At 70.5% G+C, this 22,011-nt stretch carries 21 protein-coding genes; 13 read left to right on the forward strand and 8 right to left on the reverse strand.

Annotated features, from left to right (window positions below; all coding sequences use genetic code 11):
* The first annotated feature begins 66 nt into the window (after window positions 1–66).
* The 4 genes from E8A49_RS04695 to E8A49_RS04710 all read left to right on the forward strand — a co-directional run bounded on the left by E8A49_RS04695 (window position 67) and on the right by E8A49_RS04710 (window position 1,592).
* Window positions 67–318, forward strand: coding sequence for a DUF3297 family protein (locus tag E8A49_RS04695; RefSeq protein ID WP_293376878.1), 252 nt, complete (start codon window positions 67–69; stop codon window positions 316–318).
* A gap of 134 nt (window positions 319–452) precedes the next feature.
* Window positions 453–662, forward strand: coding sequence for a hypothetical protein (locus tag E8A49_RS04700; RefSeq protein WP_293376880.1), 210 nt, complete (start codon window positions 453–455; stop codon window positions 660–662).
* Window positions 663–821: 159 nt separating this feature from the next.
* On the forward strand, window positions 822–1,052 hold the full coding sequence (locus E8A49_RS04705; protein WP_293376882.1) for a hypothetical protein: 231 nt from the start codon (window positions 822–824) through the stop codon (window positions 1,050–1,052).
* 63 nt (window positions 1,053–1,115) lie between these two features.
* Window positions 1,116–1,592, forward strand: coding sequence for a cupin domain-containing protein (locus E8A49_RS04710; protein ID WP_293376884.1), 477 nt, complete (start codon window positions 1,116–1,118; stop codon window positions 1,590–1,592).
* Between the two features lie 131 nt (window positions 1,593–1,723).
* On the opposite strand, the gene E8A49_RS04715 is transcribed toward E8A49_RS04710, so the two are convergent.
* A complete protein-coding gene (locus tag E8A49_RS04715; RefSeq protein WP_293376886.1) occupies window positions 1,724–2,194 on the reverse strand; it encodes a DUF992 domain-containing protein in 471 nt (156 codons plus the stop codon).
* A gap of 107 nt (window positions 2,195–2,301) precedes the next feature.
* Window positions 2,302–2,826, reverse strand: coding sequence for a hypothetical protein (locus tag E8A49_RS04720; RefSeq protein ID WP_293376888.1), 525 nt, complete (start codon window positions 2,824–2,826; stop codon window positions 2,302–2,304).
* Window positions 2,827–3,042: 216 nt separating this feature from the next.
* Here E8A49_RS04720 and E8A49_RS04725 point away from each other — a divergent pair, with 216 nt between their 5' ends.
* The gene (locus E8A49_RS04725) at window positions 3,043–6,534 is read left to right on the forward strand and encodes a tetratricopeptide repeat protein (RefSeq protein ID WP_293376890.1); all 3,492 of its coding nucleotides are present in this window, start codon (window positions 3,043–3,045) and stop codon (window positions 6,532–6,534) included.
* 12 nt (window positions 6,535–6,546) lie between these two features.
* Here the strand turns inward: E8A49_RS04725 and E8A49_RS04730 are convergent, their stop codons facing one another.
* Window positions 6,547–8,466, reverse strand: coding sequence for a S9 family peptidase (locus tag E8A49_RS04730; RefSeq protein ID WP_293376892.1), 1,920 nt, complete (start codon window positions 8,464–8,466; stop codon window positions 6,547–6,549).
* Window positions 8,467–8,571: 105 nt separating this feature from the next.
* Complete coding sequence (locus E8A49_RS04735) at window positions 8,572–9,270, reverse strand: pirin family protein (protein ID WP_293376894.1); 699 nt, start codon at window positions 9,268–9,270, stop codon at window positions 8,572–8,574.
* Window positions 9,271–9,529: 259 nt separating this feature from the next.
* Here E8A49_RS04735 and E8A49_RS04740 point away from each other — a divergent pair, with 259 nt between their 5' ends.
* From E8A49_RS04740 to E8A49_RS04750, 3 genes are all read left to right on the forward strand, one after another.
* Window positions 9,530–10,318 carry a peptidylprolyl isomerase gene (locus E8A49_RS04740; RefSeq protein WP_293376896.1) on the forward strand — a complete coding sequence of 263 codons (789 nt, stop codon included), beginning with the start codon at window positions 9,530–9,532 and terminating at the stop codon, window positions 10,316–10,318.
* Between the two features lie 94 nt (window positions 10,319–10,412).
* Window positions 10,413–10,589 carry a hypothetical protein gene (locus E8A49_RS04745; protein WP_293376898.1) on the forward strand — a complete coding sequence of 59 codons (177 nt, stop codon included), beginning with the start codon at window positions 10,413–10,415 and terminating at the stop codon, window positions 10,587–10,589.
* 181 nt (window positions 10,590–10,770) lie between these two features.
* Window positions 10,771–10,977 carry a hypothetical protein gene (locus E8A49_RS04750; protein WP_293376900.1) on the forward strand — a complete coding sequence of 69 codons (207 nt, stop codon included), beginning with the start codon at window positions 10,771–10,773 and terminating at the stop codon, window positions 10,975–10,977.
* Window positions 10,978–11,031: 54 nt separating this feature from the next.
* On the opposite strand, the gene E8A49_RS04755 is transcribed toward E8A49_RS04750, so the two are convergent.
* Complete coding sequence (locus E8A49_RS04755; RefSeq protein ID WP_293376902.1) at window positions 11,032–11,316, reverse strand: hypothetical protein; 285 nt, start codon at window positions 11,314–11,316, stop codon at window positions 11,032–11,034.
* 142 nt (window positions 11,317–11,458) lie between these two features.
* Here E8A49_RS04755 and E8A49_RS04760 point away from each other — a divergent pair, with 142 nt between their 5' ends.
* Both E8A49_RS04760 and E8A49_RS04765 read left to right on the forward strand, forming a co-directional pair.
* Window positions 11,459–12,694, forward strand: a complete 1,236-nt coding sequence (locus E8A49_RS04760; RefSeq protein ID WP_293376904.1) for a dicarboxylate/amino acid:cation symporter — start codon at window positions 11,459–11,461, stop codon at window positions 12,692–12,694.
* Window positions 12,695–12,727: 33 nt separating this feature from the next.
* On the forward strand, window positions 12,728–13,507 hold the full coding sequence (locus E8A49_RS04765) for a thioesterase family protein (protein WP_293376906.1): 780 nt from the start codon (window positions 12,728–12,730) through the stop codon (window positions 13,505–13,507).
* A 128-nt stretch (window positions 13,508–13,635) separates the two neighbouring features.
* Here the strand turns inward: E8A49_RS04765 and E8A49_RS04770 are convergent, their stop codons facing one another.
* Window positions 13,636–14,166: a MarR family winged helix-turn-helix transcriptional regulator gene (locus tag E8A49_RS04770; RefSeq protein WP_293376908.1), complete on the reverse strand. Its 531-nt coding sequence runs from the start codon at window positions 14,164–14,166 to the stop codon at window positions 13,636–13,638.
* 107 nt (window positions 14,167–14,273) lie between these two features.
* Between E8A49_RS04770 and E8A49_RS04775 the strand changes: the two genes are divergently transcribed.
* The 3 genes from E8A49_RS04775 (at window position 14,274) to E8A49_RS04785 (ending at window position 17,593) form a co-directional block, all read left to right on the forward strand.
* Window positions 14,274–15,698: a PhoPQ-activated protein PqaA family protein gene (locus tag E8A49_RS04775; RefSeq protein WP_293376910.1), complete on the forward strand. Its 1,425-nt coding sequence runs from the start codon at window positions 14,274–14,276 to the stop codon at window positions 15,696–15,698.
* Window positions 15,699–15,773: 75 nt separating this feature from the next.
* Window positions 15,774–16,415, forward strand: coding sequence for a glutathione S-transferase family protein (locus E8A49_RS04780; RefSeq protein WP_293376912.1), 642 nt, complete (start codon window positions 15,774–15,776; stop codon window positions 16,413–16,415).
* Complete coding sequence (locus E8A49_RS04785; protein WP_293376914.1) at window positions 16,415–17,593, forward strand: pyridoxal phosphate-dependent aminotransferase; 1,179 nt, start codon at window positions 16,415–16,417, stop codon at window positions 17,591–17,593. The genes E8A49_RS04780 and E8A49_RS04785 overlap by 1 nt, the downstream gene beginning before the upstream one ends.
* A gap of 2 nt (window positions 17,594–17,595) precedes the next feature.
* Here the strand turns inward: E8A49_RS04785 and E8A49_RS04790 are convergent, their stop codons facing one another.
* A complete protein-coding gene (locus E8A49_RS04790) occupies window positions 17,596–18,288 on the reverse strand; it encodes a hypothetical protein (protein WP_293376916.1) in 693 nt (230 codons plus the stop codon).
* A gap of 57 nt (window positions 18,289–18,345) precedes the next feature.
* Window positions 18,346–21,975, reverse strand: a complete 3,630-nt coding sequence (locus tag E8A49_RS04795) for a hydantoinase B/oxoprolinase family protein (protein WP_293376918.1) — start codon at window positions 21,973–21,975, stop codon at window positions 18,346–18,348.
* Between the last annotated feature and the right edge of the window lie 36 nt (window positions 21,976–22,011).

The raw sequence follows: 22,011 nt of genomic DNA on the forward strand, positions 1-22,011 counted from the left end.
CCCCGTGGCAGCGCCAAGAGGCGCCGCGGCTTGAATCCGCGGGCCGGCTGTGCGAGGCGGGCGGCCATGAGCGAGCAACTCCCCAACGGCCTGCCCGACCGGCTGGCCACCGATCCCGACAGCCCCTACTACGACGCCGATATCCTGGCCCGGAACGTCGGCGTGCGCTTCAAGGGCGAGGACAAGACCAACGTCGACGAGTACTGCGTCTCCGAAGGCTGGGTGAAGCTGGCGGTCGGCGCGGGCAAGGACCGGCGCGGCAAGCAGCTGACCATCAAGCTGAACGGCCCGGTCGAACCCTACTTCCGCGAAGGCTAGGGCGCGGCCGCGCGGCGGCCTTAACCTGCCGGTGAGGGCGATTGTGGCTTCTTGTCAGCCGACTGCGACCATCGGACGCCGCGAAAACGACGGCCGTTCGGTGAAATAAGGCGGTCCCAAGGCAGGAGAGCGCGATGTTCGATCTCAGCGTTGTGGCGTTCGACGGCCGTTGGCTGCTGCTCGACGAGGCCGAGGGCGAGCTGGGCCGGTTCGAGACCCGCGACCAGGCCCTGAAGGCCGTTGGCGACTTCGCCATCCTCGACCGCGAGCCCCGGCACATCCTGATCCAGGACGAGGTCGGCGAATGGCACGAGACGGTGGTCGAACCGCCCCTGATGCACTGAGGGCGCAACGCCTGCACGCCGGCTGGTCCGCCCCGACATCTGCGGCGGCGCTTCGTTTCGTCCCGCCGGAACTCTGAAACAGAGCGGCCCTAGGGTGGCCCCGTTCCCGCGCGAGCAAGTCTGACGCCGCCTTCGGCCCGCCAGCGGGAGATCAGAGCCTTGCCCAGCTTCATCTGGCCGAACCTGAAGAGAGCCCGCGTGGGCGCCGCCGGCGCCGTCGGGCGGTTCCTGCACTGGACCGGGGTCATCGTCGCGGGGCTCTGCGCCCTGCTGGCGGTGGAGCTGCTGGTCGAGGGCTGGGGCCAGGACCTGTCGCACACCCTTCTGATCGTGGCGCTGGGGCTGACCTTCGGGACGCGGGGGCTGCGCTACGTCCTGGCCCGCGAGTAGGCCGGCCGCCGCTTACCAAGCCCACGCTTGCCAAGAACCGGGCGCCCGCGCTCTTCTGGCGGCATGAGCGATCCCTCCGAAACGCCGCCTGACGGCTGGAAGCACAGCGGCGTCCGCGTAGTGCCCGGCGACCAGCTGGGCGAGGTTTCCGCCACCACGCCCGGCATGGACCGCGCGGTGGCCATCGACCGGGCCCGCATGGGCGCCCAGAAGCTGTGGGCCGGCACCGTCCACATCCACGCCAACGCCAAGACCGGCGCCCATCACCACGGCCCCTTGGAAAGCGTGATCTATGTGGTCAGCGGCCGGGCGCGGATGCGCTGGGGCGAGGCGCTGGAGTTCACCGCCGAGGCCGGGCCGGGCGACTTCATCTATGTGCCGCCCTTCGTGCCGCACCAGGAGATCAACGCCTCCACCGACGAGACCCTGTCCTGCGTCCTGGTGCGCAGCGATTCGGACGCGGTGGTGGTGAACCTGGAGATCGAGCCGGTCGAGAAGCCCGAGGGCGTCGCCTGGATCGACCCGATCCACAAGAGTTAGGGTCGGAACGCCCTGAGACACCAAGGCGGTGTTGTGAACCCGGGATCGAGCCGGCCGAGCCGCCCAAAGGCCTGGCCCGCACCGACCCGATCCGCAGGTCCTAGCGGCCCCGTTAGGGCCCGGTCGGCGCCCTATTCCTCGGCGCGCAGGGTCATCGAGCCGATGCCGGCGGCGACATCCAGGCCGGTGGTGCCGTCGACGCTGACCGGCTGCAGGGCGATGCTCCGGTCGAGGCCACCGATCAGGGCGTTGGCGCCGATGCCGACGCCCGCCGTGGCGCTGGCGGTGCCGCCGGCGTAGTGGCCGGCGAGCGCGCCGTGGCCGGTGTCGGTATGCGGGGCGATCACCGTCCAGAAGAGGGCGCCGGAGTGCTGGTATCCCAGGTCGAGACCGATCTTAGTCATCCGGCCGTCGTAATGCTCGATCCGGTCGCCGCTGGTGAAGGTGCAGCTCATCGCGCGGGACGAGCCCAGGACCAAGCCCCAGCCGCCGTGCTCGTTGCAGGACAGGGTGCCGATCTTCACGCCGCCGGATTCCGCTTGCGCCGGAACCGCCAGGCCAACCGCGCCGATGAGGGCGGCGCACGCCAGAAACTTGTTCATCACTCAACTCCCGTAGGCCCCTCCAGGCCTCCAGGTTGCCCGTAAGGCCTAGCCCGCGAGGTGGTTCCCGCCGCGAATCCGGGGCGCCGGGCGGCGTGGATTTAATGTCACTTCACCCGATGCAGCACGCCGGTGGCGATGGTGTGCAGGGTGGAGGTGCCCTGCGGCAGCATGCCGAAGGTGACGGCGAGCGTGTCGGGAGCCTTCAGCTCGTACTCCAGGCGATAGGCCGGCTGGCCCTCGTCGGAGGGGCTCATGAAGGTCACCGAACGGCCGGGCCTGACCTTGGCCTGCTGGTAGTGGATGACGTGGCCCTCGCCGTCGCTGTAGTCGGCGCGCAGGCCGCCAGCCTCGGTGTAGATCAGCATGACCTGACTGAACCCGCCGGCCGGCTTGCCGTCGGCGCCGGTGAGGTCGGTGCGGTCGCGGCGCAGCAGCGACCAGCCGTCGCTCTCCACGGTGATGTGGCTGGTCCCCGCCGAGGTCCCGCCGGTGTCGGCCACCTTGCCCGCGTCGCTCTTCCAGTCCCCGACCAGGAAGCCGAGCGGCGCCAGCACCGGCTTCAACGCCGGTTGGGCCAAGGCGGGAGCCGCAAGGGCCAGGGTGGCGAGCGCGACCAGGGCGAGTCTCAAGGTTAGCCTCCCACGCCTGTCCCGACGCGGCGCCGGAACCTGAAGCTGAGCCGGATGCGCGCGCGGCGCAAGCGGTCCCGCATTCGCCGCGCACGTGCAGAAGATGGTGGGCGTGCGCCGGTTGTGGCAGCTTCACCGTGGGGATGTGAGGAGGTGCTTGCGGTGGGCGCGTGGCGGCGGCTCGGGAGCGTGCTTGGCGCGGCGTTGACGCTCGCCATGGGCAATAGCGTGGCGGCGCAAGCGCAGCAGACCCAGGCGCTTCAAGCGTTGCAGGCGCGCCCACAATCGGTGGTCGGTGCGGCGCCCGTCGGTGCTGACGCGGACGAGGCGCGGCGGCTCAACGGCCAGGGCCAAACCCTCATCCGCCAAAAGCAGCTCGAGGCCGCCGAATCGCTGCTCAACCAGGCGATGGCGATCTGCAACGGCGCCCTGCACGGCGAGCACTATTGCGTCGCCGGCGTCAGCCAGAACCTGGCTGATATCGCCGAGGCGCGGGGCGATCTGATGGGCGCTGAGCGCCTGCTCGCCCGCGCCGCCCAGGTCACCCAGGCCGCGATGGGGCCGCAGGATGTGCAGTTGGGCGCAATCGAGCGCAAGCTCGGCCGGATGCTGGTCCTGGAAGGCAAGTACCGGCAGGCCGAGCCGGTGCTGAAGGCCGGCATGGCCATCGGGCAGCGCGCCGGAGATATCCGGGGCGTGGGGATCTCCGCGGACGACCTGGCGAAGGTCTATCGCTGGACGCAGCGGGACCCAGAGGCGGAAGCCTTGCTGCGGCAGCTCCTGCCGATCTGCCCCCGCGTCGACCCGACCTGCGAGGCGACCACTCGGACGCGGCTGGGCGAGGCGCTCTGGCGCCTGAACCGGCGCGAGGAGGCGGAGGCTGAAGTGCGCAAGTCGGCGGACCTCTATGCCGCACTGGGCAGCGAGGACTCCCGCGAGGGCGCCCTGCTCGCGCTTAGCGACCTCTTCCTCGACGCCGAGCTCTATCCGCAGGCCGAGCCCCTGCTCAAGGCGCAGATCGCCGCCGAGGCGACGAGCCAGACCGTCACGTCCCTGACTCGTGCGGCCCACGAGATGGACCTCGCCAGGGTCTACGCCAACACCAATCGCAAGGCGCTGATTGAGCCCTTGCTCAAGGACGCCCAGGCGCGGCTGGCGGCGGCTCCGCCGTCCTCGCTCGAGACCGGGGCCGCCGAGACGAAGGTCGCGGCCGTGCTGTTGTTGCTCAACCGGACCGCGGAAGCCAAGCCGCTGTTGGAGCGCGCAATGGCCATACCGACGCCGGGTCTGGCCCTGCCACCGTGGTGGAAAGTCGAGGCCGAGTCGCGTCTGGGCGACATCGCCTATGTCCAACTTCGTTCGGCGGAGGCGGAGGTCCTCTACCGCAAGGCGGCGGACGACTATGAGAACGCCTCCTCGTTGGGCCGGAGCCGGTATTGGCGCGACAGCCAGGCGGCCGCGATCCTCGACCAGCACCGGCTGGACGAAGGGGAGGCTATCCTGAAGACCCTGCTGCCTCAGATGAAGGCCACGCGGCCCGAGGATCCGCGCGGCGTGGCCATGGTCGAGGCGAACCTTGCCCGCGTGGCCAACGAACGACTGGACTTCAAGACCGCCGAAGGGCTGGCTGCCGAGGCGCTGGCGGAACAACAGAAGCTCGCGGCGCCTCCGGGCCCCGATCAACAGATGTCCGGCATCCTCTATGCCCTCGGCGTCGCGGAGAAAGGCCTGGGCAAGTTCGCCGCCGCCGAGACCCATATGCGCGCCTCGCTGGACCTCACGGCCGTTTCCGAGGAGAACCCGGGCTACGTGGTGAGCGAGCGTCATCAGCTTTGCCAGATCCTCGCATTTGAGGGAAAATTCGCCGAGGAAGCGGCATGCGCTCGCGATCAGGTGGCGCAGGTCGACCGCTGGACCGGCGCGACGCCAGCCGTTCGGGTCGGCGCGCTGATGATCCAGGGCAATTCTCTCATAGATCAGTCGCGCTACGTTGAGGCGCGCGATGTCTTTCTGAAGGCACGCGCGCTGCATCCGGCGGGCGAAGCGCCGGACGCCCAACTCGGTGGCGTGGCCATGAGCCTGGGCCAAGCTTACGCCTTTTCCGGCGATCCGCTGAAGGCGGCCGTAGCGCTGGGTGAGGCGCGGGCGATCTTCGCCGAGCTGGGGCTCGGCGACAAGGAAGAGGGGATAGAAGCGGCCCGGCGGCTGGGCGACGTCGACATCACACTTGGCCACGCCCACGAGGCGGAGCCACTGATCCGCGCCTCGGTCGCCTGGTTTGAGGCACACATCGGGCCGGAGCATCCGCGCACAGCCACCCAGTACCGCAGCCTGGGCCAGGTGCTGGCCACACAAGACCGGCTAGTGGAGGCGGAGGCGGCGTTCAACCGGGCGCTCGCCATTCGCAAGGCGGCGCCGAACCTCGGGCTGGTGGCTCAGAGCCTCGGCGACCTGGCCGACTGCGAGAAACGCCTGAGCCGGTTCGACCAGGCCCGCGAGCTGTTGCGCCAGGCCGAAGCGGCCGAGGTCGCGGCGCATGGCAAGTCCGACTGGACGGTGGGCGAAGTCGCCCGAGAGCTGGGCGAACTCGACGCCGAGCAGGGGCACAGGGCCGACGCCGAGGCCAACTACAAACGGGCCCTGCCGCTGCTGGCCGCCGCCGGCGCGACCCAACAGCGCCAAGCGATGACGCTGCAGAACAACATCGGCTGGCTCGACGAGGCCGAGGGCCGCTACGCCGAGGCGCGCCGCGTGTTCGAGGCGAACCTCACCCAAGAGGAGAAGGTGCTGGGCCCGGACGATGTGATGCTGATCGACCCGCTATCGGCCCTGGCCGCGCTGGACCGCAACGCCGGGCGCTTCGACGCAGCCGTAGCGCGGTTCGAGCGCGTGCAGGAGATCGCGCGCAAGACCTACGGCGACAGCTCCACGCGGCTGGAGGGCGCCTGGCTCGACCTGGCGGGGATCTACAGCTCAACCGGTCGCGCGGCGGAGGCCGAACAGGCCGTGGCCGCAGCCCTGGCGCTGCAGCGGGCGGGGCCGGGCCTCGACAATGGGAGCAGTGTCCTGCAACTGGCGCGGGCGGCCGACATCTATGACGATATCGGCAAGCTGGCCGAAGCCCAGGCGGCGGCGGACCAGGCGGTTGCGGTGGCCCGGGCCCACCCTGGCGATACGGGACACGGCCTGATCGTCGCCCTGCTGGCGGAGGCCGCTTGCGACCGGCGGTCCAAGAAGTTTGCCGACGCCGAGGCGGCCCTGGCCGAGGCCCTCGCCAAGAGCCGCGCCCTTTGGGGCGACGACAGCGTCGCCCTGGTCTCGCCGCTGGCGGTCGCCGGCGGGGTGCAGCTCGACCTTGGCCGGGCGGAACGGGCGGAGGAGCTGTTCGCCCAGGCCGCCGACATTGCCGCCAAGCAGATGCCGCCCGAGCACACGATGAACGCCTATCTGACCAACGACCTGGCGCAGGCCTACATCGCCGAAGACCGGCCGGGAAAGGCCGAGGCGGTCCTGAAGCCCCTGCTGGCGCGGCTGACAAAGCAGGGCGACCCGGCCGCCTTGGTCGCCGCCTACGCGGAGATAACGCTCGCTAAGGCCTACGCCGCGCAGGAGCGGCCGGCTGAGGCCGCAGCGGCCATCGCCGACGCGCGGAAGTTCCTGGGCCAGGCGCCCCTGAAGCCGGTGTTCGCCGAACCGGCCCGCAACTGACGGGGCGGCCTCTTACGGCTGGCCGAGGTACTTGTCGAACCAGGCCAGGGTGCGGCGCTTCAGGTCCTCGCGGTGCTCGGCCTCGCGGATGCCGTGGCCTTCGCCCGCGTAGATCACCAGGCTGTTGGGCACGCCCATGGAGTCGAGGCCATGGTGGAACTGCAGCGACTGGTCCGGCGGGCATTCCACGTCGCGTTCGCCGACGTAGATGAAGGTCGGCGTCTTGGCGGCGTGGATGTAGCGGATCGGCGACATGCGGTCGTAGGTGGCCGGGTCGTCGTAGGCCGTGGCGCCGAAGAACGGGACCATCCACTTGTCGATGCCGTTCTCGCCGTAATAGCTGACCCAGTCTGCGATGCCGGCCCCGGCCACGCCCGCCTTGAAGCGCTGGGAGTGGGTGACGGTCCACATGGTCATGAACCCGCCGTAGGAGTGGCCGTAGACGCCCAGGCGCTTGTCGTCGACGGGGGCGACTTTCTCCACCGCGTCGACGCCCGCCAGGATGTCGCGCAGGTCGCCGCCGCCGAAGTCCTTGATGTTGGCCTTGGTGAAGGCCTCACCCTGGCCGAAGGAGCCGCGCGGGTTGGCCTGGAAGACGAAGAAGCCGTGCTGCACCAAGTCGTTGGTCGTGCCCTTCCACATGTAGGTGGGCTGCACCGCCGAGCTGGGCCCGCCGTGGACCAGGACGATCATCGGATATTTCTTGCCAGGCTCGACATGGGCCGGGCCGGTCAGCCAGCCCTGGACCTCGAAGCCCTCGTTCTTCCAGGTGATCGAGCGCGCGGTGACCTGCGGCGTGACCGCATCGTTCTCGTGGGTTATCTGGTGCGGCGAGCCGACCGGACCCGCGCCGATGTGCGGCGCGGTGGTGAAATCCTCGGAGACGCCGGCCAGGATCTTTCCGTCGGCGCTCAGCGACACCTTGCCCTCGCCGGCGGAGAAGGTGGCCGGGGCGGTGAACAGGGTCTTGGTCGCGCCGCTGGCCGGATCGACGGTGAGCACGGCGTTGTTGTCGCCGACGATGGCGGTGGCGAAGAGGGTCCCCTGCCGCCAGGCGAGCGAGGTGAAGCTGCCCTTGAAGCCGGGCGTCTTGTCCGTCGCCCTGCCGCCGGCGAGGGGTACGGTCCAGATGTCGCCGCCGGTCGGGCCGAAGTCGGAGTGCAGGCCGCCGATGAAGCTGACGCTGCGGCCGTCCGGGGAGGCCTTGGGCCACTTCATCTGCACGCCGGGGTCGGCGATCACCCGGAAGGAGCCATCGACGCCCACGGCGGCCAGCTTGGCGATCCACCAGTTGTTGTCGCCGTCGCCCTTGGCCGCGGTGGCCACGAAGGCCTTGCCGTCCGGGGTCCAGTCGTACTCGTAGACGAAGGTGTCGGCGGGGGAGAGGAACTTCAGCGGCCCGCCGGCCGAGGGCAGGATGGCGATGCGCTGCTCGTCGGTGGCCGCGCCGATCTCGCCCACCAGGGCCGCGCCGGCCTGGGTGGCGCCGGTCTGCTTGCGAGGCCGGTCGGTGGCCAGCACGGCCAGCGTCTGGCCGTCCGGCGACCAGCGCGGGGTGTCCAGGAGGCCCGCGAAGTCGAGGGCGACGGCGGCCTTGCCGTCGCGCACGACCTCAAGCGTCGCGGTGCGCGTCTTGCGGTTGGAGGAGACGAAGGCCAGGGCCTTGCCGTCCGGCGACCAGGCGGCGCCGGCGTAGAAGCAGGTCGGGCAGGGATCGTAGGTCGCCAGCACCTTGCCGTCGGCGCGGCTGCGTACCACCACCACCGGATGCGGATCGGCCTCGGACTGCAGGGGATCGTCGGATTCGATGCCGGCGATCAGGTCGCCGGCCGGCGAGATCACCACGTCGTGGTACTGGTGGACCTTATCGGGCGGCGTAGGCCCCGCCGCCGGCGCCGCGGCCAGCGCCAGCGCCATGATCAAGCCCGCCATCAGGTCCTCCCCCGGAAATCCGTACCCGGAGGTGGCTATGGGATTGGACGCGCCGCTTCAAGCCCCAGGATGCCCCACGGGAACCCCAAGCGGCGCGCCTTGTCATCAGGCGGCGTCGACCAGCACGACCTCGGAGTCTTCCAGGGCCTTGATGGTGAGCCGGCTCTCGCCGGTAATGGCCGCGCCGTCGCGGGCGTCGAGGCGCACGCCGTTGACTTCCACAGCGCCCACCGCGGGCACGAGATAGGCGTGGCGCGAAGGGTCGAGGTCATAGTCGGCGGTCTCGCCGGCCTTGATGGTCGCGCCGGCCACGCGGGCGGTGGTGCGGATCGGCAGGGCGTCGCTGTCGCCGGGCAGGCCGGACGCCAGGGTCACGAACTTCCCGGCCCGGTCGGCCTTGGGGAAGGGCTTGGCGCCCCAGGCGGGCGGGCCGCCGGCCTGGTCGGGCTCGATCCAGATCTGGAAGATGCGGGTGAACTGGTCCTCGAGGTTGTACTCGGCGTGGCGCACGCCAGTTCCGGCGCTCATCACCTGCACGTCGCCGGCCTCGGTGCGGCCCTTGTTGCCCAGGGAGTCCTGGTGGGTGATCGCGCCTTCGCGGACATAGGTGATGATCTCCATGTCGGCGTGGGGATGCGGCGGGAAGCCGGACTTGGCGGCGATCTCGTCGTCGTTCCAGACGCGCAGCGCGCCCCAGCCCATGCGCTTGGGCTCATAGTAGTTGGCGAACGAAAAGTGGTGCTTGGCCTTCAGCCAGCCGTGGTCGGCGCCGCCGAGGCCCGCAAAGGGTCGTTTGTCGATCATGGTGTGATCCTTTCTCGACGCCCAAGATAAGCTGCCGTTTCGTGGGGGAAAGCCGCGATTGGGCGGAAGATTGTTTCCGGATTGGATGCAAAGCTCCCCGCGCGTCATCCCGGAAAGCGCGCAGCGCTTGTCCGGGACCCATAGACGCGAAAGTCTCCGGATGGGCTTCGAAACGTGGGCGTATGGGTCCCGGTCTCCGCGTGCCGCGAAACCGGGATGACAGAGGGGTGGGGCGATGCGGTGGGCTTGTTTGGCGGTCATGGCCGCGGCGGTTCTGACGATCGGCGCGGCGCCTGCGAGCCCCGACTGGCGGGCGCTGGATCCCACCCAGACCCTGGTGATCGACACATCCAAGGGGCGGATCGTGGTGGAGATGGCGCCGGCGCTGGCGCCCTTGGCCGTGGCGCGGGTCAAACAACTGGCGCGCGAGGGCGTCTACGACGGCCTCCTGTTCCATCGGGTGATCGAGGGCTTCGTCGACCAGACCGGCAATCCGAACAACCACGACGGCGGGACCTCGGCCCATCCCGACCTGCCGGCCGAGTTCTCCACCCGTGTGCCGGCGGAGGCTCTGACGACGGTGGTCAGCCGCAGCGACGGGATCGAGGGCTTCGTGGGCTCGGTCCCGGTCGCCGGCGTTTCGGCCAGCGAACAGAAGCTGGGCGGCGACCATCGCCCGCGGGTCTGGGGCGCCTATTGCGATGGGGTGGCCGGCATGGGCCGTCAGGCGGGGATCGACACCGCCAACTCCGAGATCTTCTTCATGCGCGCGCCGGCCCGGCGGCTGGATCACGACTACGCCGTCTGGGGCCGGGTGGTGCAAGGGCTGGAGGTGGTGCGCGCGATCAAGGTGGGTGAGCCGCCGGCCGATCCCGACCGGATGACCCGCGTGCGCCTGGCCGCCGATCTGCCGGCGGCGGAGCAGCCGCGCCTGCTGGTCGCCGACACCGCCGGACCGGCCTTCCGCGCCCAGGCCGTCCGCCTCAAGGCGCAGGCGGGCGCAGGGTTCAGCGTCTGTGATTTGAAGATCGGCGTTCGGCAACCCTGACGTGCGACAGCGCGCCGCAGCGAGCGGGCCGCACACGCGGCAGGTGTCTTAACGTTCGCGCGGGTACCGCTGCGGTCGCAGTGGACGGAACTCCATGAAGTTCGAAGTACTCGAAGACACCGACGCCTGGATCGTGCGCCGGGACGGCGTCGAACTGGCGCGGTTCGACGATCAGGACCAGGCGCTGGCCGATGTCGCCCAGCGGTTACGCGGTCCTGCCCGGCCCGACCTCAGCTATTCGCTGGCGGTCCGCTACCAGGTGCGGGGCTGAACGACAGACGTCATCCGTCGGCAGCCGCTCCGGGTAAGCGCCAACACAGTGTCGGGTGGCGGACAAACACGGTGTTTTTACTCGCGAGTTCCTGAAATTTGCTTTGGCCTTGGCTGTGGTTAGGAGCAATCTGACGCCAATCGGACGGGAGGTCTTCACTCCCGCCACGCTTGGAACGGTGATGGCCTACTTCTGCTACATCCACCGCAAGGCTGGCGGCGTGCCGCACTTCGAGGTGCTGCCCGAAACAACGCAGGGCAATGCGGTCGACGCGGCCCAGCGCCTGCTGGCGCAACGCGAAGACGCGGTGCGCGCGGAGATTTGGGAGGGCGAGCGCCTGCTGCTCACCCTGCCGCGGACCTCGCCGATGCAGTCCTCCGCCAACTGAGCTGACGGTCTGCATCCCAAGGTAGCGCTTGGTGGTTCGCCGCCGGGGGGCGGATCAGACCCGCATTTCGAAATAGGCGACGTCGGCGCCCTCGGAATGGCCAATCAGGGTGATGCGGAAGCGCGCGCCATCCTGCAGCTTCAGCTCCGCCTCGCCGGCGCGGAACGCCTCGGCGGCCACCTCCGGGGTGGTGGTCAGGAAACCGCGCAGCCGCGCGGGCCCCAGGCGCAGGGCCGAGGGCTCGCCCTGGATCTCATAGTCCACCGTTCCGGTGAAGCCGCGGTAGTGGAGCTCGCCCGCCCCCAAGTGGGACGGAAGCTGTTTACGCAGGCGCGCCATCGAGACTCCTTGTGGGGCTGAGGTTGGATAACGCCCAAGGCGCAGGTTCGATCCCTCAGCGGCGGGCGGTTCCTTGCGCGTGGCGACGGCGCAAGCCTAGGGTCCTTCAAGGTTGGCCCACGGGCCGCGGGCGGGGGCCGGAATGCTGCGATCGCTGAGCGTGCGGGTGATCATCGCCCTGGTGCTGGGCCTCAGCCTGGGCGCGGCGGCGGCGGCCTTCGGCGGCGACCTGGCGCGCCAGGCCATCGAGCTGATCGCCGCGGTGGGGACTCTGTGGTTGAACGCCCTGCGGATGACCGTGGCGCCCCTGATCTTCGCGGTGATGGTGACCGGCATCGCCGGGGTGGCGGACGCCGCGGCCACCGGGCGGCTGGCGGTGCGCGCGCTCTTGCTGATCGCCATCCTGATGACGGTGAGCGCCTGCTTCGCCCTGGGGTTCGCCCGGGTGTTCTACGCGGTCTGGCCGGTGGTGGGGCCGGGCGTCGAGGCGCTCCGGGCCGGGGCCGTCGCCGCGCCGGAGATCGCCAAGGCCGCGCCGACCTTCGTGGGCTTCGTCTCGGGCCTGGCGCCGGCCAATGTGCTGAAGGCGACGTCCGAGGACGCCATCCTGCCCATGGTGGTGTTCGCGGCCTTCTTCGGCTTTGCGGTGACCCGCCTGCCGGAGCCGCGGCGCGCGGCCTTCACGGCGTTTTTCGAAAGCCTCGGCGAGGTGATGGTGACCATCGTGCGCTGGGTCCTGTGGGCCGCGCCGGTAGGCGTGTTCGCCCTGGCGCTGGGCGTCGGCCTGCGGGCGGGCGCCGGCGCGGCTGGCGTGCTGCTGCACTATGTGTCGGCCATCGTGCTCGGCAACATCGGCATGACCCTGGTGGCCATCCTGGTGGCGGCCATGGGCCGGGTTCCGCTTGGCCGTTTCCTCCGCGCGGTGGCGCCGGTGCAGGTCACCGCCTTCGCCACCCAGTCGTCGCTGGCCTGCCTGCCGGCGATGATCGAGCGGTGCCGTGACGACCTGGCTGTGCCCGACCGGGTGAGCGGCCTCGTCCTGCCCCTGGCGGTGTCGGTCTTCCGCATCACCGGGCCGGTGGCCAACTTCGGCGTCGCCCTCTTCGTGGTGCAGGTCTACGGCGTGCATCCCAGCGCCGTGCAGTACCTGGGCGCGACCTTCGTGGCGGTGGCGACCTCCATGGCCTCGGTGGGCCTGCCGGGTCAGGTGTCGTTCTTCGCCTCCATCGCCCCGATCTGCCTCAGTCTCGGCCTGCCGGTGGACCTGCTGCCGATCCTGATCGCCGTGGAGGTGATCCCGGACATCTTCCGCACCGTCGGCAACGTCACCGGCGACATGGCGGTCACCGCGGTGCTGGCGAAGGGTGAGGCGGCTTGATCGGGAGCGGCCGCGCCTCTACCCAGCCTGGCCATGACGAACGAACCCTTTTTCATCATCGAGGGGACGCACTACGTCCCGACCCCGACAGCCCGCGGTCCATGGAACCCGAACTCCCTGCATGGGCGGGTGATCGCCGGTCTGCTGGGCGCGGAGATCGAGCGGCTGCACGGCGATCCGGAGTTCATCCCGGCGCGGCTGACCGTCGACATGTACAAGCTGCCGGATCTGTCGCCGGTGGAGGTGACCACCCGGGTGGTGCGCGAGGGCCGGCGCATCAAGGTGATCGACGCGGAGTTCATCTCCGGCGGGGTCAGCGCGGGCCGCGCCACCTGTCAGCTGCTGCGCCGCACCGAGAACCCGCCGGGCAACGTCTGGAAGCCGGACGACTGGGTGGTCCCCAAGCCCGCCGACATCCCCGCGCCGGAGCCGCGCGCCGGCATGGGCGGCATGTGGGCCATGCGCCGCATCGCCGGCGACTTCGGGACGGTCGGCCAGAAGCGCACCTGGCTCAGTGAAGTGCGCGAGCTGGTGGGCGGGCGGCCGCTGACCCCATTCGTGCGCGTGGCGGTCTCGGCGGACTTCGCGAGCCCCTTCGCCAACGCCGGCGACGCCGGGCTTGAGTTCATCAACTCCGACGTCAGCATCTACCTGCACCGCGAGCCGGCCGGCGAATGGATCGGCTATGAGGTCACCGACCATGGCGCGACCGACGGCGTCTCCCTCGGCGCCTGCCGGCTCTATGACGAGGAAGGCCCGATCGGTACGGCGTGCTGCGCGGCGCTGGCGCAAAAGATGCGGCCGCGCAGCTGAGACAAAATAAGCAGGGCCGTCCTGGAACAGCCCAGGACGGCCCTGCCGACGCTCAGACGTGTGGTTGGGAGCCGCCGAGCCACCGCAGATTGCGGCAAAGCCTGCTGAGTCGTTAACGTGGCAGGGCGTCACATCGTAGTTGTACGGAGGCTGGCTTCGCCGTCGGCGTGACGTTCGGCGTCGGCGGCCAGTTCGGCGGCGCTGCGCCATTGCGGCAGGCGGTCGAGTGCGTCGACGGCGTTCTCGATGGCATGGCGGTCGTCGGGACTGAGCGCGGCCAGGCGCGCGGCGATGCGGTCGCGGCGGATGCGGGCCATGCGCGTCAGGACCGCGTGGCCGGCGGCGGTGACCGCCAGGCCGACGCGGCGGAGGTCCGCCCGCTCGACCCCATCGCGGGCGATCAGGCCGGCGGCTTCCAGGCGCTTGACGCGCTCGCTGATGACGGAGCGGGCGACCTGACCCATGCCGGCCAGGTCGGAGACGCCGGCGCCCGGATGGCGGCGCAGGTCGAACAGCACCATGGCGTCAGCCGAGGAGACGCCGATCTCGGCGCTTTCCCAGCGCAGCTCGCGGTTCAGGCGGATCACCAGCCGCTGCAGGCGGTGAGCCAGGTCGGACTCCTCCGGACGCACCTGTGCTTCCCACCTCCAGAAAGCCATTGGGAACTTGTTCGGCTGCCTAACAATCAGACGGGCGCTTGGCCCTGTCAACGACCGGCGCCATGGTGGCGGCAAGGGCTGCGTGGATGGCCCATGGGAGGCGTTGAATGAGACTCGTGAAACTGTTGGGCGGCGCGCTGGGGAGCGCTCTGGCGCTGAGCGTGATCGCCACCGCTCCGGTGCTGGCCAATCCGAAGAATGCGCTGGACGCCTATGTGGCCAAGCCGGACCCGGCCTTCGCCTGGAAGGTGGTCGCTCCGGTGTCCGGGCCCGGCTACCACGGGGCGGTGCTGGAGCTGACCTCGCAGAGCTGGCTGACCGCCAAGGAGGTGGACAAGCCGCTCTGGAAGCACTGGCTGACCGTGATCGTGCCGGACAAGGTCGAGCACCCGAACGCCTTCATGTTCATCACCGGCGGGAACAACACCGACGCCGCGCCGAAGACCGCCACGGAGCGCTTCGCCAAGATGGCGGTGGAGACCCATTCGGTGGTCACCGAGCTGGACGACGTGCCGAACCAGCCGCTGCGCTTCACCGAAGACCCGAAGCCGCGGGTCGAGGATCAGATCATCGCCTATCAGCAGGCGAAGTTCGCCAAGGACCGCAACCCGCTCGACCTGGTGCGCCTGCCGATGGTCAAGAGCGGGACCCAGGCGATGACCGCCATCCAGCAGTACCTGGCCAGCGACGCCGGCGGGAAGCTGAAGGTCGACGGCTTCGTGGTCTCCGGCGGCTCCAAGCGGGCCTGGACCACCTGGCTGGTCGGGGCCATCGACCGGCGCGTGGTGGCGATCATCCCGATCGTCATAAACGTCCTCGACGTCGACGCCACGGCCAAGCACCACTGGGAGGCCATGGGCTATTTCTCGCCAGCCCTGCAGGACTATGTGGAGAACGGCCTGATCCCGGGGCTGATCGGCTCGCCCGGGATGATGGCGGTCAACAAGCTCGAAGACCCGCTGAACTACCGCGACCGTCCGGCGATGAAGATGCCGAAGTACATTATCAACGCGGTGGGCGATGAGTACTTCCCGCCGGACAACACGCGGTTCTCCTACCACCTGCTGCCGGAAGTGAAGCGGCTGCGGATGATCCCCAACTCCAAGCACTCCACCGCGGGCACCGACATCAACGAGAGCATGACCGCCTTCTACAATGCGGTGCTGAACCACCAGCCGATCCCCAGCTACTCGTGGACCGTGCGGCCGGACGGGGCGATCGTGGTCAGGTCGGGGGCGAAGCCCACCGAGGTCCGGCTCTGGCAGGGGAGCAACCCCAAGGCCCGCGACTTCCGCGTCGACACCATCGGCAAGGCCTTCACCTCGACGGTGCTGACGCAACAGGCGGACGGGACTTGGGTCGGCAAGGTCGACAAGCCGGCCAGCGGCTGGACGGCCTATTTCGTGGAGCTGACCTACCCCAGCGCCTCGCCCTATCCGTTCAAGTTCACCACCGAGGTTTCGGTGATCCCCGACACCTTGCCCTTCAAGTGGAAGGACGCCCGCCCGATCACCGCGCCGGACGGAAAATGACGCCCAGCACGGGTCGCTTCACGCGGCGGGTCGTGTAGAACCCGGACGAACTTACCGAGTCTGGGGACGCCGCCGATGATCCTGATCGGACAGTACGATTCGCCGTTCGTGCGGCGCGTGGCGATCGCGCTTGCGACCTACGGCCTGGCCTTCGAGCATCGGCCCTGGTCGGTGTTCGGGGATGTCGAGAAGATCGCCAAGCTCAATCCGCTGCGGCGGGTCCCGACCCTGGTGCTGGACGGCGGCGAGGTGGTCACCGACAGCCTGACGATCCTGCTGGCGGTCGACCAGCTGGTGGGGCCCCAGCGGGCGAGCCTGGCGCGGGGCGGGGATGACGGGCGCGAGCTGCAACGCCTCAGCGCCTTCGCCGCGGGCGTGGCCGAGAAGGCGGTCAGCCTGGTCTATGAGCGGGAGCTGCGCGACGAGGCGTTCCCGCTGTGGGTCGAGCGCTGCCGCGCGCAGGTGGGCGAGACGCTCGACCTGCTGGAGGCGATGCGCGAGGCGCGCTCATCCGTCTATCTGTTCGACGACGCGCTCAGCCACGCCGACGTGATCCTGGCGGCCGCGATCCGCTTCGTGCGCGAGGCCCTGTCCGCGGAGTTCGGCTGGAGCGGCTGGCCGGCGCTGATCGCGCACTCGGACCTCTGCGAGGCCCTGCCGGCGTTCCGGGAGATGTCCCAGCCCTTCAAGCTGGCCACGCCGGACGGCGCCGCCTGATGGCCGACCCGACCGCCAAGGCTGTCGCGCGCCCGGAAGTGCTGGCGCTCCGGATGTCGGAGATCCGCGAGGTCGCCAACGAGGGCATGGGCCGCCCCGACGTGCTGAAGTTCTGGGTGGGCGAGAGCGACCAGCCAACGCCGGCCTTCATCCGCGAGGCCACCGCCCAGGCCCTGATGGACGGCCACACCTACTACACCCACAATCTGGGGCGGCCGGACCTGCGCGAGGCGTTGTCGGGCTATCTGGAGCGGCTGCACGGGCGGCCGTTCGGGATGGATCGGCTGGCGATCACCTCATCCGGCGTCAACGCGCTCATGCTGGTCGCCCAGGCGGTGGTCTCGCCGGGCGACAAGGTGGTGGTGACCACGCCCGCCTGGCCGAACATCGTGGAGATTCCGCGCATCCTGTCGGCGCGGCTGGCGCTTGTGCCGCTGGACCCGGCGCAGGGGCGCTGGCGGCTCGACCTCGACCGGCTGATGGACGCGCTGACGCCGGACACCAAGGTTCTGTTCCTCAACTCGCCGAACAACCCGACCGGCTGGACCTTGCCGGCGGAGGACCGCGCCGCGATCCTGGCGCGCTGCCGCGAATACGGCATCTGGCTGATCACCGACGACCCCTATGAGCGGCTGATCTTCGGGCCCGGCAAGTCGGCGCCGTCCTTCCTGCCGCTGGCGGAGGACGACGAGCGGGTGGTCTCCACCAACACCTTCTCCAAGGCCTGGCGGATGACCGGCTGGCGGATGGGCTGGATGGTGCTGCCGCGCTCGCTGACCGACCGCATCGGGGTGGTCGTGGAGTACAACACCTCCTGCGCGCCGGACTTCATCCAGACCGGGGCTGCGGTGGCGTTGACTAAGGGCGAGGCCTCGATCGCCGATCTGCGCGCCGAGCTGACCGCGGCCAAGGACCTGGTGCTGGGCGCGCTGCGCCAGATGCCGGGCGTCGAGGCGCCGGAGCCGGAGGGCGGCATGTACGCCTTCTTCCGCGTCGACGGGACGGTGAGCTCGCTGGCGCTGGCCCAGGACATGCTGCGGAAGGCGGGCGTGGGCCTGGCCCCTGGCTCGGCCTTCGGCGACGAGGGCCAGGGCTGGCTGCGCTGGTGCTTCGCCAACCGCCCGGAGAAGAACGCCGAGGGCCTGCAGCGGCTGGCGGATTATCTCAAGGGGCGCTGAGGTTAGCGGCCCGCGGCCTGCGGCGTCTCCGGCTTCGGCGCGTCGAGGAGGGGCGCGGCGGGGTCGGTGGATGGCGGGGCGTCCGTGGGCGCGGGCGTGGGCGAGGCCTGTGACTCCGCGGGCGGCGTCTCGGTGGTCTCGTTGATCTTGAAGGCGCCGCCCAGCAGGGTGGCGTTGGACTTCAGCGCCTTGGCGGTGGTCTCGCAGCGGGCGGGCAGCGCCCAGCTCATCCACTCCTGCGCCAGGCGCGCGGGCGTCACGTCGGGGGTGATGCGCCAGATGTCGTGGCCCTTGGCGACGGCGGCGGCGCCGGCCGTGTTGATCGGCTTGAGGCTGGCCTTTTCCGCGGCGGTCATCGCCGCCTGGAAGTCCTTCAGCTGGGCTTTGCCGGCCTTCTGCATGTCGGCGTAGACGGCCAGGTCGTCGGAGAGCTTGCGGTCCGGCGGCCGGTAGGTGGATTCGATCCGCGTCACCTCCGGCATGACCTTGTCGTGCAGGTCCAGGTAGCCGCGCAGCGAGCCGTAGCACCAGGCCACGAACTGGTAGTCGTCGCGCGGCGCGCCGGTCGGGAAGGGCGCTTCCTCCGGCGCGGCGGCGGCATCTGCCTCGGCGGACGGGGGCGGCGCGGCCGCGGCCTCGGCGGCGGGCTGGCCTTGCAGGAAGAGGGCGGCGAGGACGAAGGCGATCGGCGTCATGGATTTGGAACTTACCTTGGAAACTCAAGCGAAGATCTGGGGAAACTTCAGCGGAATTCAGGCGGCGCCGAAACCGCCGCCGCCGGGGGTCTCGATCTCGATCAGGTCGCCGGCGGCCACCTCAACGGCGAAACAGCCTTTCAGTTCTGTAACCGCCCCGGACGCGGCGATCAAACGTTGCCGGCCGGGGAGCGCGGCGCCGCCGCCCTTCAGCCCCTGCGGCGCGTGCTCCCGGCGGGAGGAGAGCAGCGCCGCCTCCATAGGGGCGAGGAAGCGGATACGCCGCACCGCCCCGTCGCCGCCGCGCATGCGCCCGGCGCCGCCCGAGCCGTGGCGCACGCCGAAGCTCTCCACACGGACGGGATAGCGCCGCTCCAGGATCTCCGGGTCGGTGAGGCGCGAGTTGGTCATGTGGGTGTGGCAGGCGCTGGCGCCGGGCGCGCTGGCCGTGGCGCCGGAACCGCCGCAAATGGTCTCGTAGTACTGCTTCGTCGCGTCGCCGAAGGTGAAGTTGCTCATGGTGCCCAGGCAGTTGGCCATGACGCCGAGGGCCGCATAGAGGGAATCGACCAGGTGCTGGCTGGTCTCGACGTTGCCGGCCACCACGGCGGCGGGCGGGTTGGGATCGAGCATGGAGCCCGGCCGCGTCAGGATCTTCAGCGGCTCCAGGCAGCCGGCGTTCAGCGGGATGTCGTCGTCGACCAGGGTGCGGAAGACATAAAGCGCCGCGGCGTCGACGATGGCCGAGGGGCCGTTGAAGTTGGTCGGCAGCTGGTCGGAGGACCGGGTGAAGTCGAGCGTCGCGGTCCCGGCTTCGGCGTTGACCGTGGTGGTCACGACGATCTCGCCGCCGCCATCGAGGGGGATGCGGGCGTGGCCGTCGGAGAGCTTGCCGACCGCCCGGCGCACCGCGGCGGCGGCGTTCTGCTGCACGAAGGTCATGTAGCGGGCGACGACGTCGGCGCCATAGCTGCGGATCATCTCCGCCACCGCCGAGGCGCCAGCCTGGCAGGCGGCGATCTGGGCCTTCAGGTCGGCGAGGTTCTGCGCGGGCGTGCGGGCCGGATAGGGGCCGGCGACCAGGGCCGCGTGGGCCTCGGCCTCTAGGAAGCGGTGCTCGCGCATGATCGGCAGCGCGTCCAGCATGACGCCTTCTTCGTCGATGGTGCGCGAGAAGGGCGGCATGGAGCCCGGCTGCACCCCGCCCACGTCGGCGTGGTGGCCGCGGGCGGCGACGTAGAAGGTTGGCTCACCGCCGGAAACCCCCTCCGTCGGCTGCGCCGCCACCTCCCCCTGGGGGGGAGGAATAAACACCGGCATGACCACGGTGATGTCGGGCAGGTGGGTGCCGCCGGCGTAGGGGTTGTTGAGCGCGAAGGCCTCGCCGGGGTACAGGACCGGATGGCGGTCGCGGACGGCGCGGACGGATGCGCCCATGCTGCCCAGGTGCACCGGCATGTGCGGGGCGTTGGCCACCAGGCCGCCGTCGGCGTCGAACAGGGCGCAGGAGAAGTCCAGCCGCTCCTTGATGTTCACCGAATGCGCGGTGCGCTCCAGGGCCGCGCCCATGGCCTCGGCGACGCCCATGAAGCGGCGGTTGAACAGCTCCAGGGTCACCGGGTCGGGCTTGTCGAGGGCGATGGCGTGACGGCGGCCCGCGCCGGTGGCGGTGAGCCGGATCAGGCCGTCGGCCTCGGCCGTGGCGCGCCAGCCGGGGGCCAGCGCGATCTGGGTGTCGGGGCGCACGATGAGGGCCGGGCCCTCGATCTCGCAGAAGGCGTCGGCGGGGATGACGGGGGCGTCGTGCCATTGGCCGTGGGCGAACATCCTGATCCGGTCGTCTTCTGAAACCACGGAAGGTGCGGATTTCACGGAAGGCGCTTCGAGCGGAGCGGGACTCTTTCCGTGCTTTCCGTGGTTCTCTTCCTTGGAGGTGGCCTCGGCCTCCACTGTGGCGATCAGGATGGGGCGGGCGGGTTCGATGAAGCCGAACAGGCGCTGGTGGGCGGCCTCGAAGGCGGCCTTGGCAGCGGGGAGGGCGCTCAACGGAACCGGCAGCTCGGCGTCGGCGCCGTCGTAGCGCAGACGGAGCGTCTGGCGCACGGTCCCGGCGTCGGCGCCCTGGTCGGCCAAGGCGGCGCGGGCGGCGGTCTCGACCTCGGCGAGGAGGGCCTCGGCGCGCGCGAGGCCGGCGGCGTCCAGGGGCGTTTCCAGACCGGCCTGGCGCAGGGCGGTGACCTCGGCCTGGCCGATGCCCCAGGCGCTGAGGACGCTGCCGTAGCGGGGGCAGAGGATCTCCGAGACGCCCAGGGCCTCGGCGGTCTGGCAGGCGACCTGGCCGGCGGCGCCGCCGAAGGCGGTCAGCGCATGGTCGCGTGGGTCGAAGCCGCGCTCGGTCGAGATGCGGCGCACGGCCTGGGCCATCTGCTCGACGGCCACGGCGACGAAGCCTTCGGCGGCGGCCTCGACGCTGGCCGCGCCCATGGCGTCCGCCAATTCGGCCAGCCGGGCGTGGGCGGCGGCGGGGTCGAGCGGGGCGTCGCCTGCGGGGCCGAAGACCGACGGGAAGTCGCGCGGGTCGAGGCGGCCCAGCACCAGGTTGGCGTCGGTGACGGTGGCGGGGCCGCCGCGGCCATAGGCGGCGGGACCGGGGACGGCGCCGGCGCTGGCCGGGCCTGCGCGGGCGCGCATGCCGTCGAAGGTGAGGATCGAGCCGCCGCCGGCCGCCACGGTCTCGACGTCCAGCATGGGGCTGCGGATCTTGGCGCCGGCGACCCTGGCCACGTCGCGCCGCTCCAGGTGACCCGCGAAGCGGCAGACGTCGGTGGAGGTGCCGCCCATGTCGAAGCCCAGCACGGCGGGCGCCTCCGCCGCCGAGGCGGTCTTGGCGACGCCCACCACTCCGCCGGCCGGGCCGGAGACCACGGCGTCCTTGCCGCGGAAGGCTTCGGCCCGCACCAGGCCGCCGGCCGAGGTCATGAAGTAGAGCGGCGCGCCGGCCACGGCTTTCGCCACCTGCTGGACGTACGACTGCAGGACGGGCGTCAGATAGGCGTCGGCGATGGCGGTCTCGGCGCGCGGAATAAACCTCGGCAGGGGTGAAACCTCATGGCTCAGCGCCACGAATGGGAACCCGGAGGCCCTGGCGATCTCGCCGGCGGCCAGCTCGTGAGCGGGGTTGAGGTCGGCGTGCAGAAAGGCGATGGCGCAGGACTGATAGCCCTCGGCGAGCGCGCCCTTCAGGGCCGCAGCCAGGGCCTCGCGGTCGAGCGGGCGCACGACCTGCCCCTGGGCGTCCAGCCGCTCGTCGGCCTCTATGACGCCAGAGTAGAGCGGCGCGGGCCGCACGATGGTCAGCGCGAAGAGGTCGGGCCGCGCCTGGTCGCCGATCAGCACCCCATCGGCGAAGCCCTGGGTCGTGACGAACAGGGTCTTGGCGCCGGCGCGTTCCAGCAGTGCGTTGGTGGCCACCGTAGTGCCCATCTTGATCGCTTCGACCCGGGCGGCGGGAAAGGGCTCCCTGGGTTTGGCCCCCAGTATGCGGCGCATGGCCTCCACCGCGGCGTCCGGATAGGCCGGCGAGGCCGACAGCAGTTTCGCGGAAACCTCCTCGCCGTCGGACGCATGGCCGATGACGTCGGTGAAGGTGCCCCCGCGGTCGATCCAGAAACGCCAGGACCTGTCCAAAACTTAACCCGTCCCGCGATTGTTTTCCGAGCCGTC

It is taken from the genome of Phenylobacterium sp. (genome assembly GCF_004799515.1).
Taxonomy (GTDB): Bacteria; Pseudomonadota; Alphaproteobacteria; order Caulobacterales; family Caulobacteraceae; genus Phenylobacterium.

Bases quoted from the DNA above. Each gene is read 5' to 3' on its own strand.
- E8A49_RS04695 (WP_293376878.1), top strand. From the start codon at position 67: ATGAGCGAGCAACTCCCCAACGGCCTGCCCGACCGGCTGGCCACCGAT.
- E8A49_RS04700 (WP_293376880.1), top strand. From the start codon at position 453: ATGTTCGATCTCAGCGTTGTGGCGTTCGACGGCCGTTGGCTGCTGCTC.
- E8A49_RS04710 (WP_293376884.1), top strand. From the start codon at position 1,116: ATGAGCGATCCCTCCGAAACGCCGCCTGACGGCTGGAAGCACAGCGGC.
- E8A49_RS04715 (WP_293376886.1), bottom strand. From the start codon at position 2,194: ATGAACAAGTTTCTGGCGTGCGCCGCCCTCATCGGCGCGGTTGGCCTG.
- E8A49_RS04725 (WP_293376890.1), top strand. From the start codon at position 3,043: ATGGGCAATAGCGTGGCGGCGCAAGCGCAGCAGACCCAGGCGCTTCAA.
- E8A49_RS04730 (WP_293376892.1), bottom strand. From the start codon at position 8,466: ATGGCGGGCTTGATCATGGCGCTGGCGCTGGCCGCGGCGCCGGCGGCG.
- E8A49_RS04735 (WP_293376894.1), bottom strand. From the start codon at position 9,270: ATGATCGACAAACGACCCTTTGCGGGCCTCGGCGGCGCCGACCACGGC.
- E8A49_RS04740 (WP_293376896.1), top strand. From the start codon at position 9,530: ATGGCCGCGGCGGTTCTGACGATCGGCGCGGCGCCTGCGAGCCCCGAC.
- E8A49_RS04745 (WP_293376898.1), top strand. From the start codon at position 10,413: ATGAAGTTCGAAGTACTCGAAGACACCGACGCCTGGATCGTGCGCCGG.
- E8A49_RS04750 (WP_293376900.1), top strand. From the start codon at position 10,771: ATGGCCTACTTCTGCTACATCCACCGCAAGGCTGGCGGCGTGCCGCAC.
- E8A49_RS04755 (WP_293376902.1), bottom strand. From the start codon at position 11,316: ATGGCGCGCCTGCGTAAACAGCTTCCGTCCCACTTGGGGGCGGGCGAG.
- E8A49_RS04760 (WP_293376904.1), top strand. From the start codon at position 11,459: ATGCTGCGATCGCTGAGCGTGCGGGTGATCATCGCCCTGGTGCTGGGC.
- E8A49_RS04765 (WP_293376906.1), top strand. From the start codon at position 12,728: ATGACGAACGAACCCTTTTTCATCATCGAGGGGACGCACTACGTCCCG.
- E8A49_RS04770 (WP_293376908.1), bottom strand. From the start codon at position 14,166: ATGGCTTTCTGGAGGTGGGAAGCACAGGTGCGTCCGGAGGAGTCCGAC.
- E8A49_RS04775 (WP_293376910.1), top strand. From the start codon at position 14,274: ATGAGACTCGTGAAACTGTTGGGCGGCGCGCTGGGGAGCGCTCTGGCG.
- E8A49_RS04780 (WP_293376912.1), top strand. From the start codon at position 15,774: ATGATCCTGATCGGACAGTACGATTCGCCGTTCGTGCGGCGCGTGGCG.
- E8A49_RS04785 (WP_293376914.1), top strand. From the start codon at position 16,415: ATGGCCGACCCGACCGCCAAGGCTGTCGCGCGCCCGGAAGTGCTGGCG.
- E8A49_RS04790 (WP_293376916.1), bottom strand. From the start codon at position 18,288: ATGACGCCGATCGCCTTCGTCCTCGCCGCCCTCTTCCTGCAAGGCCAG.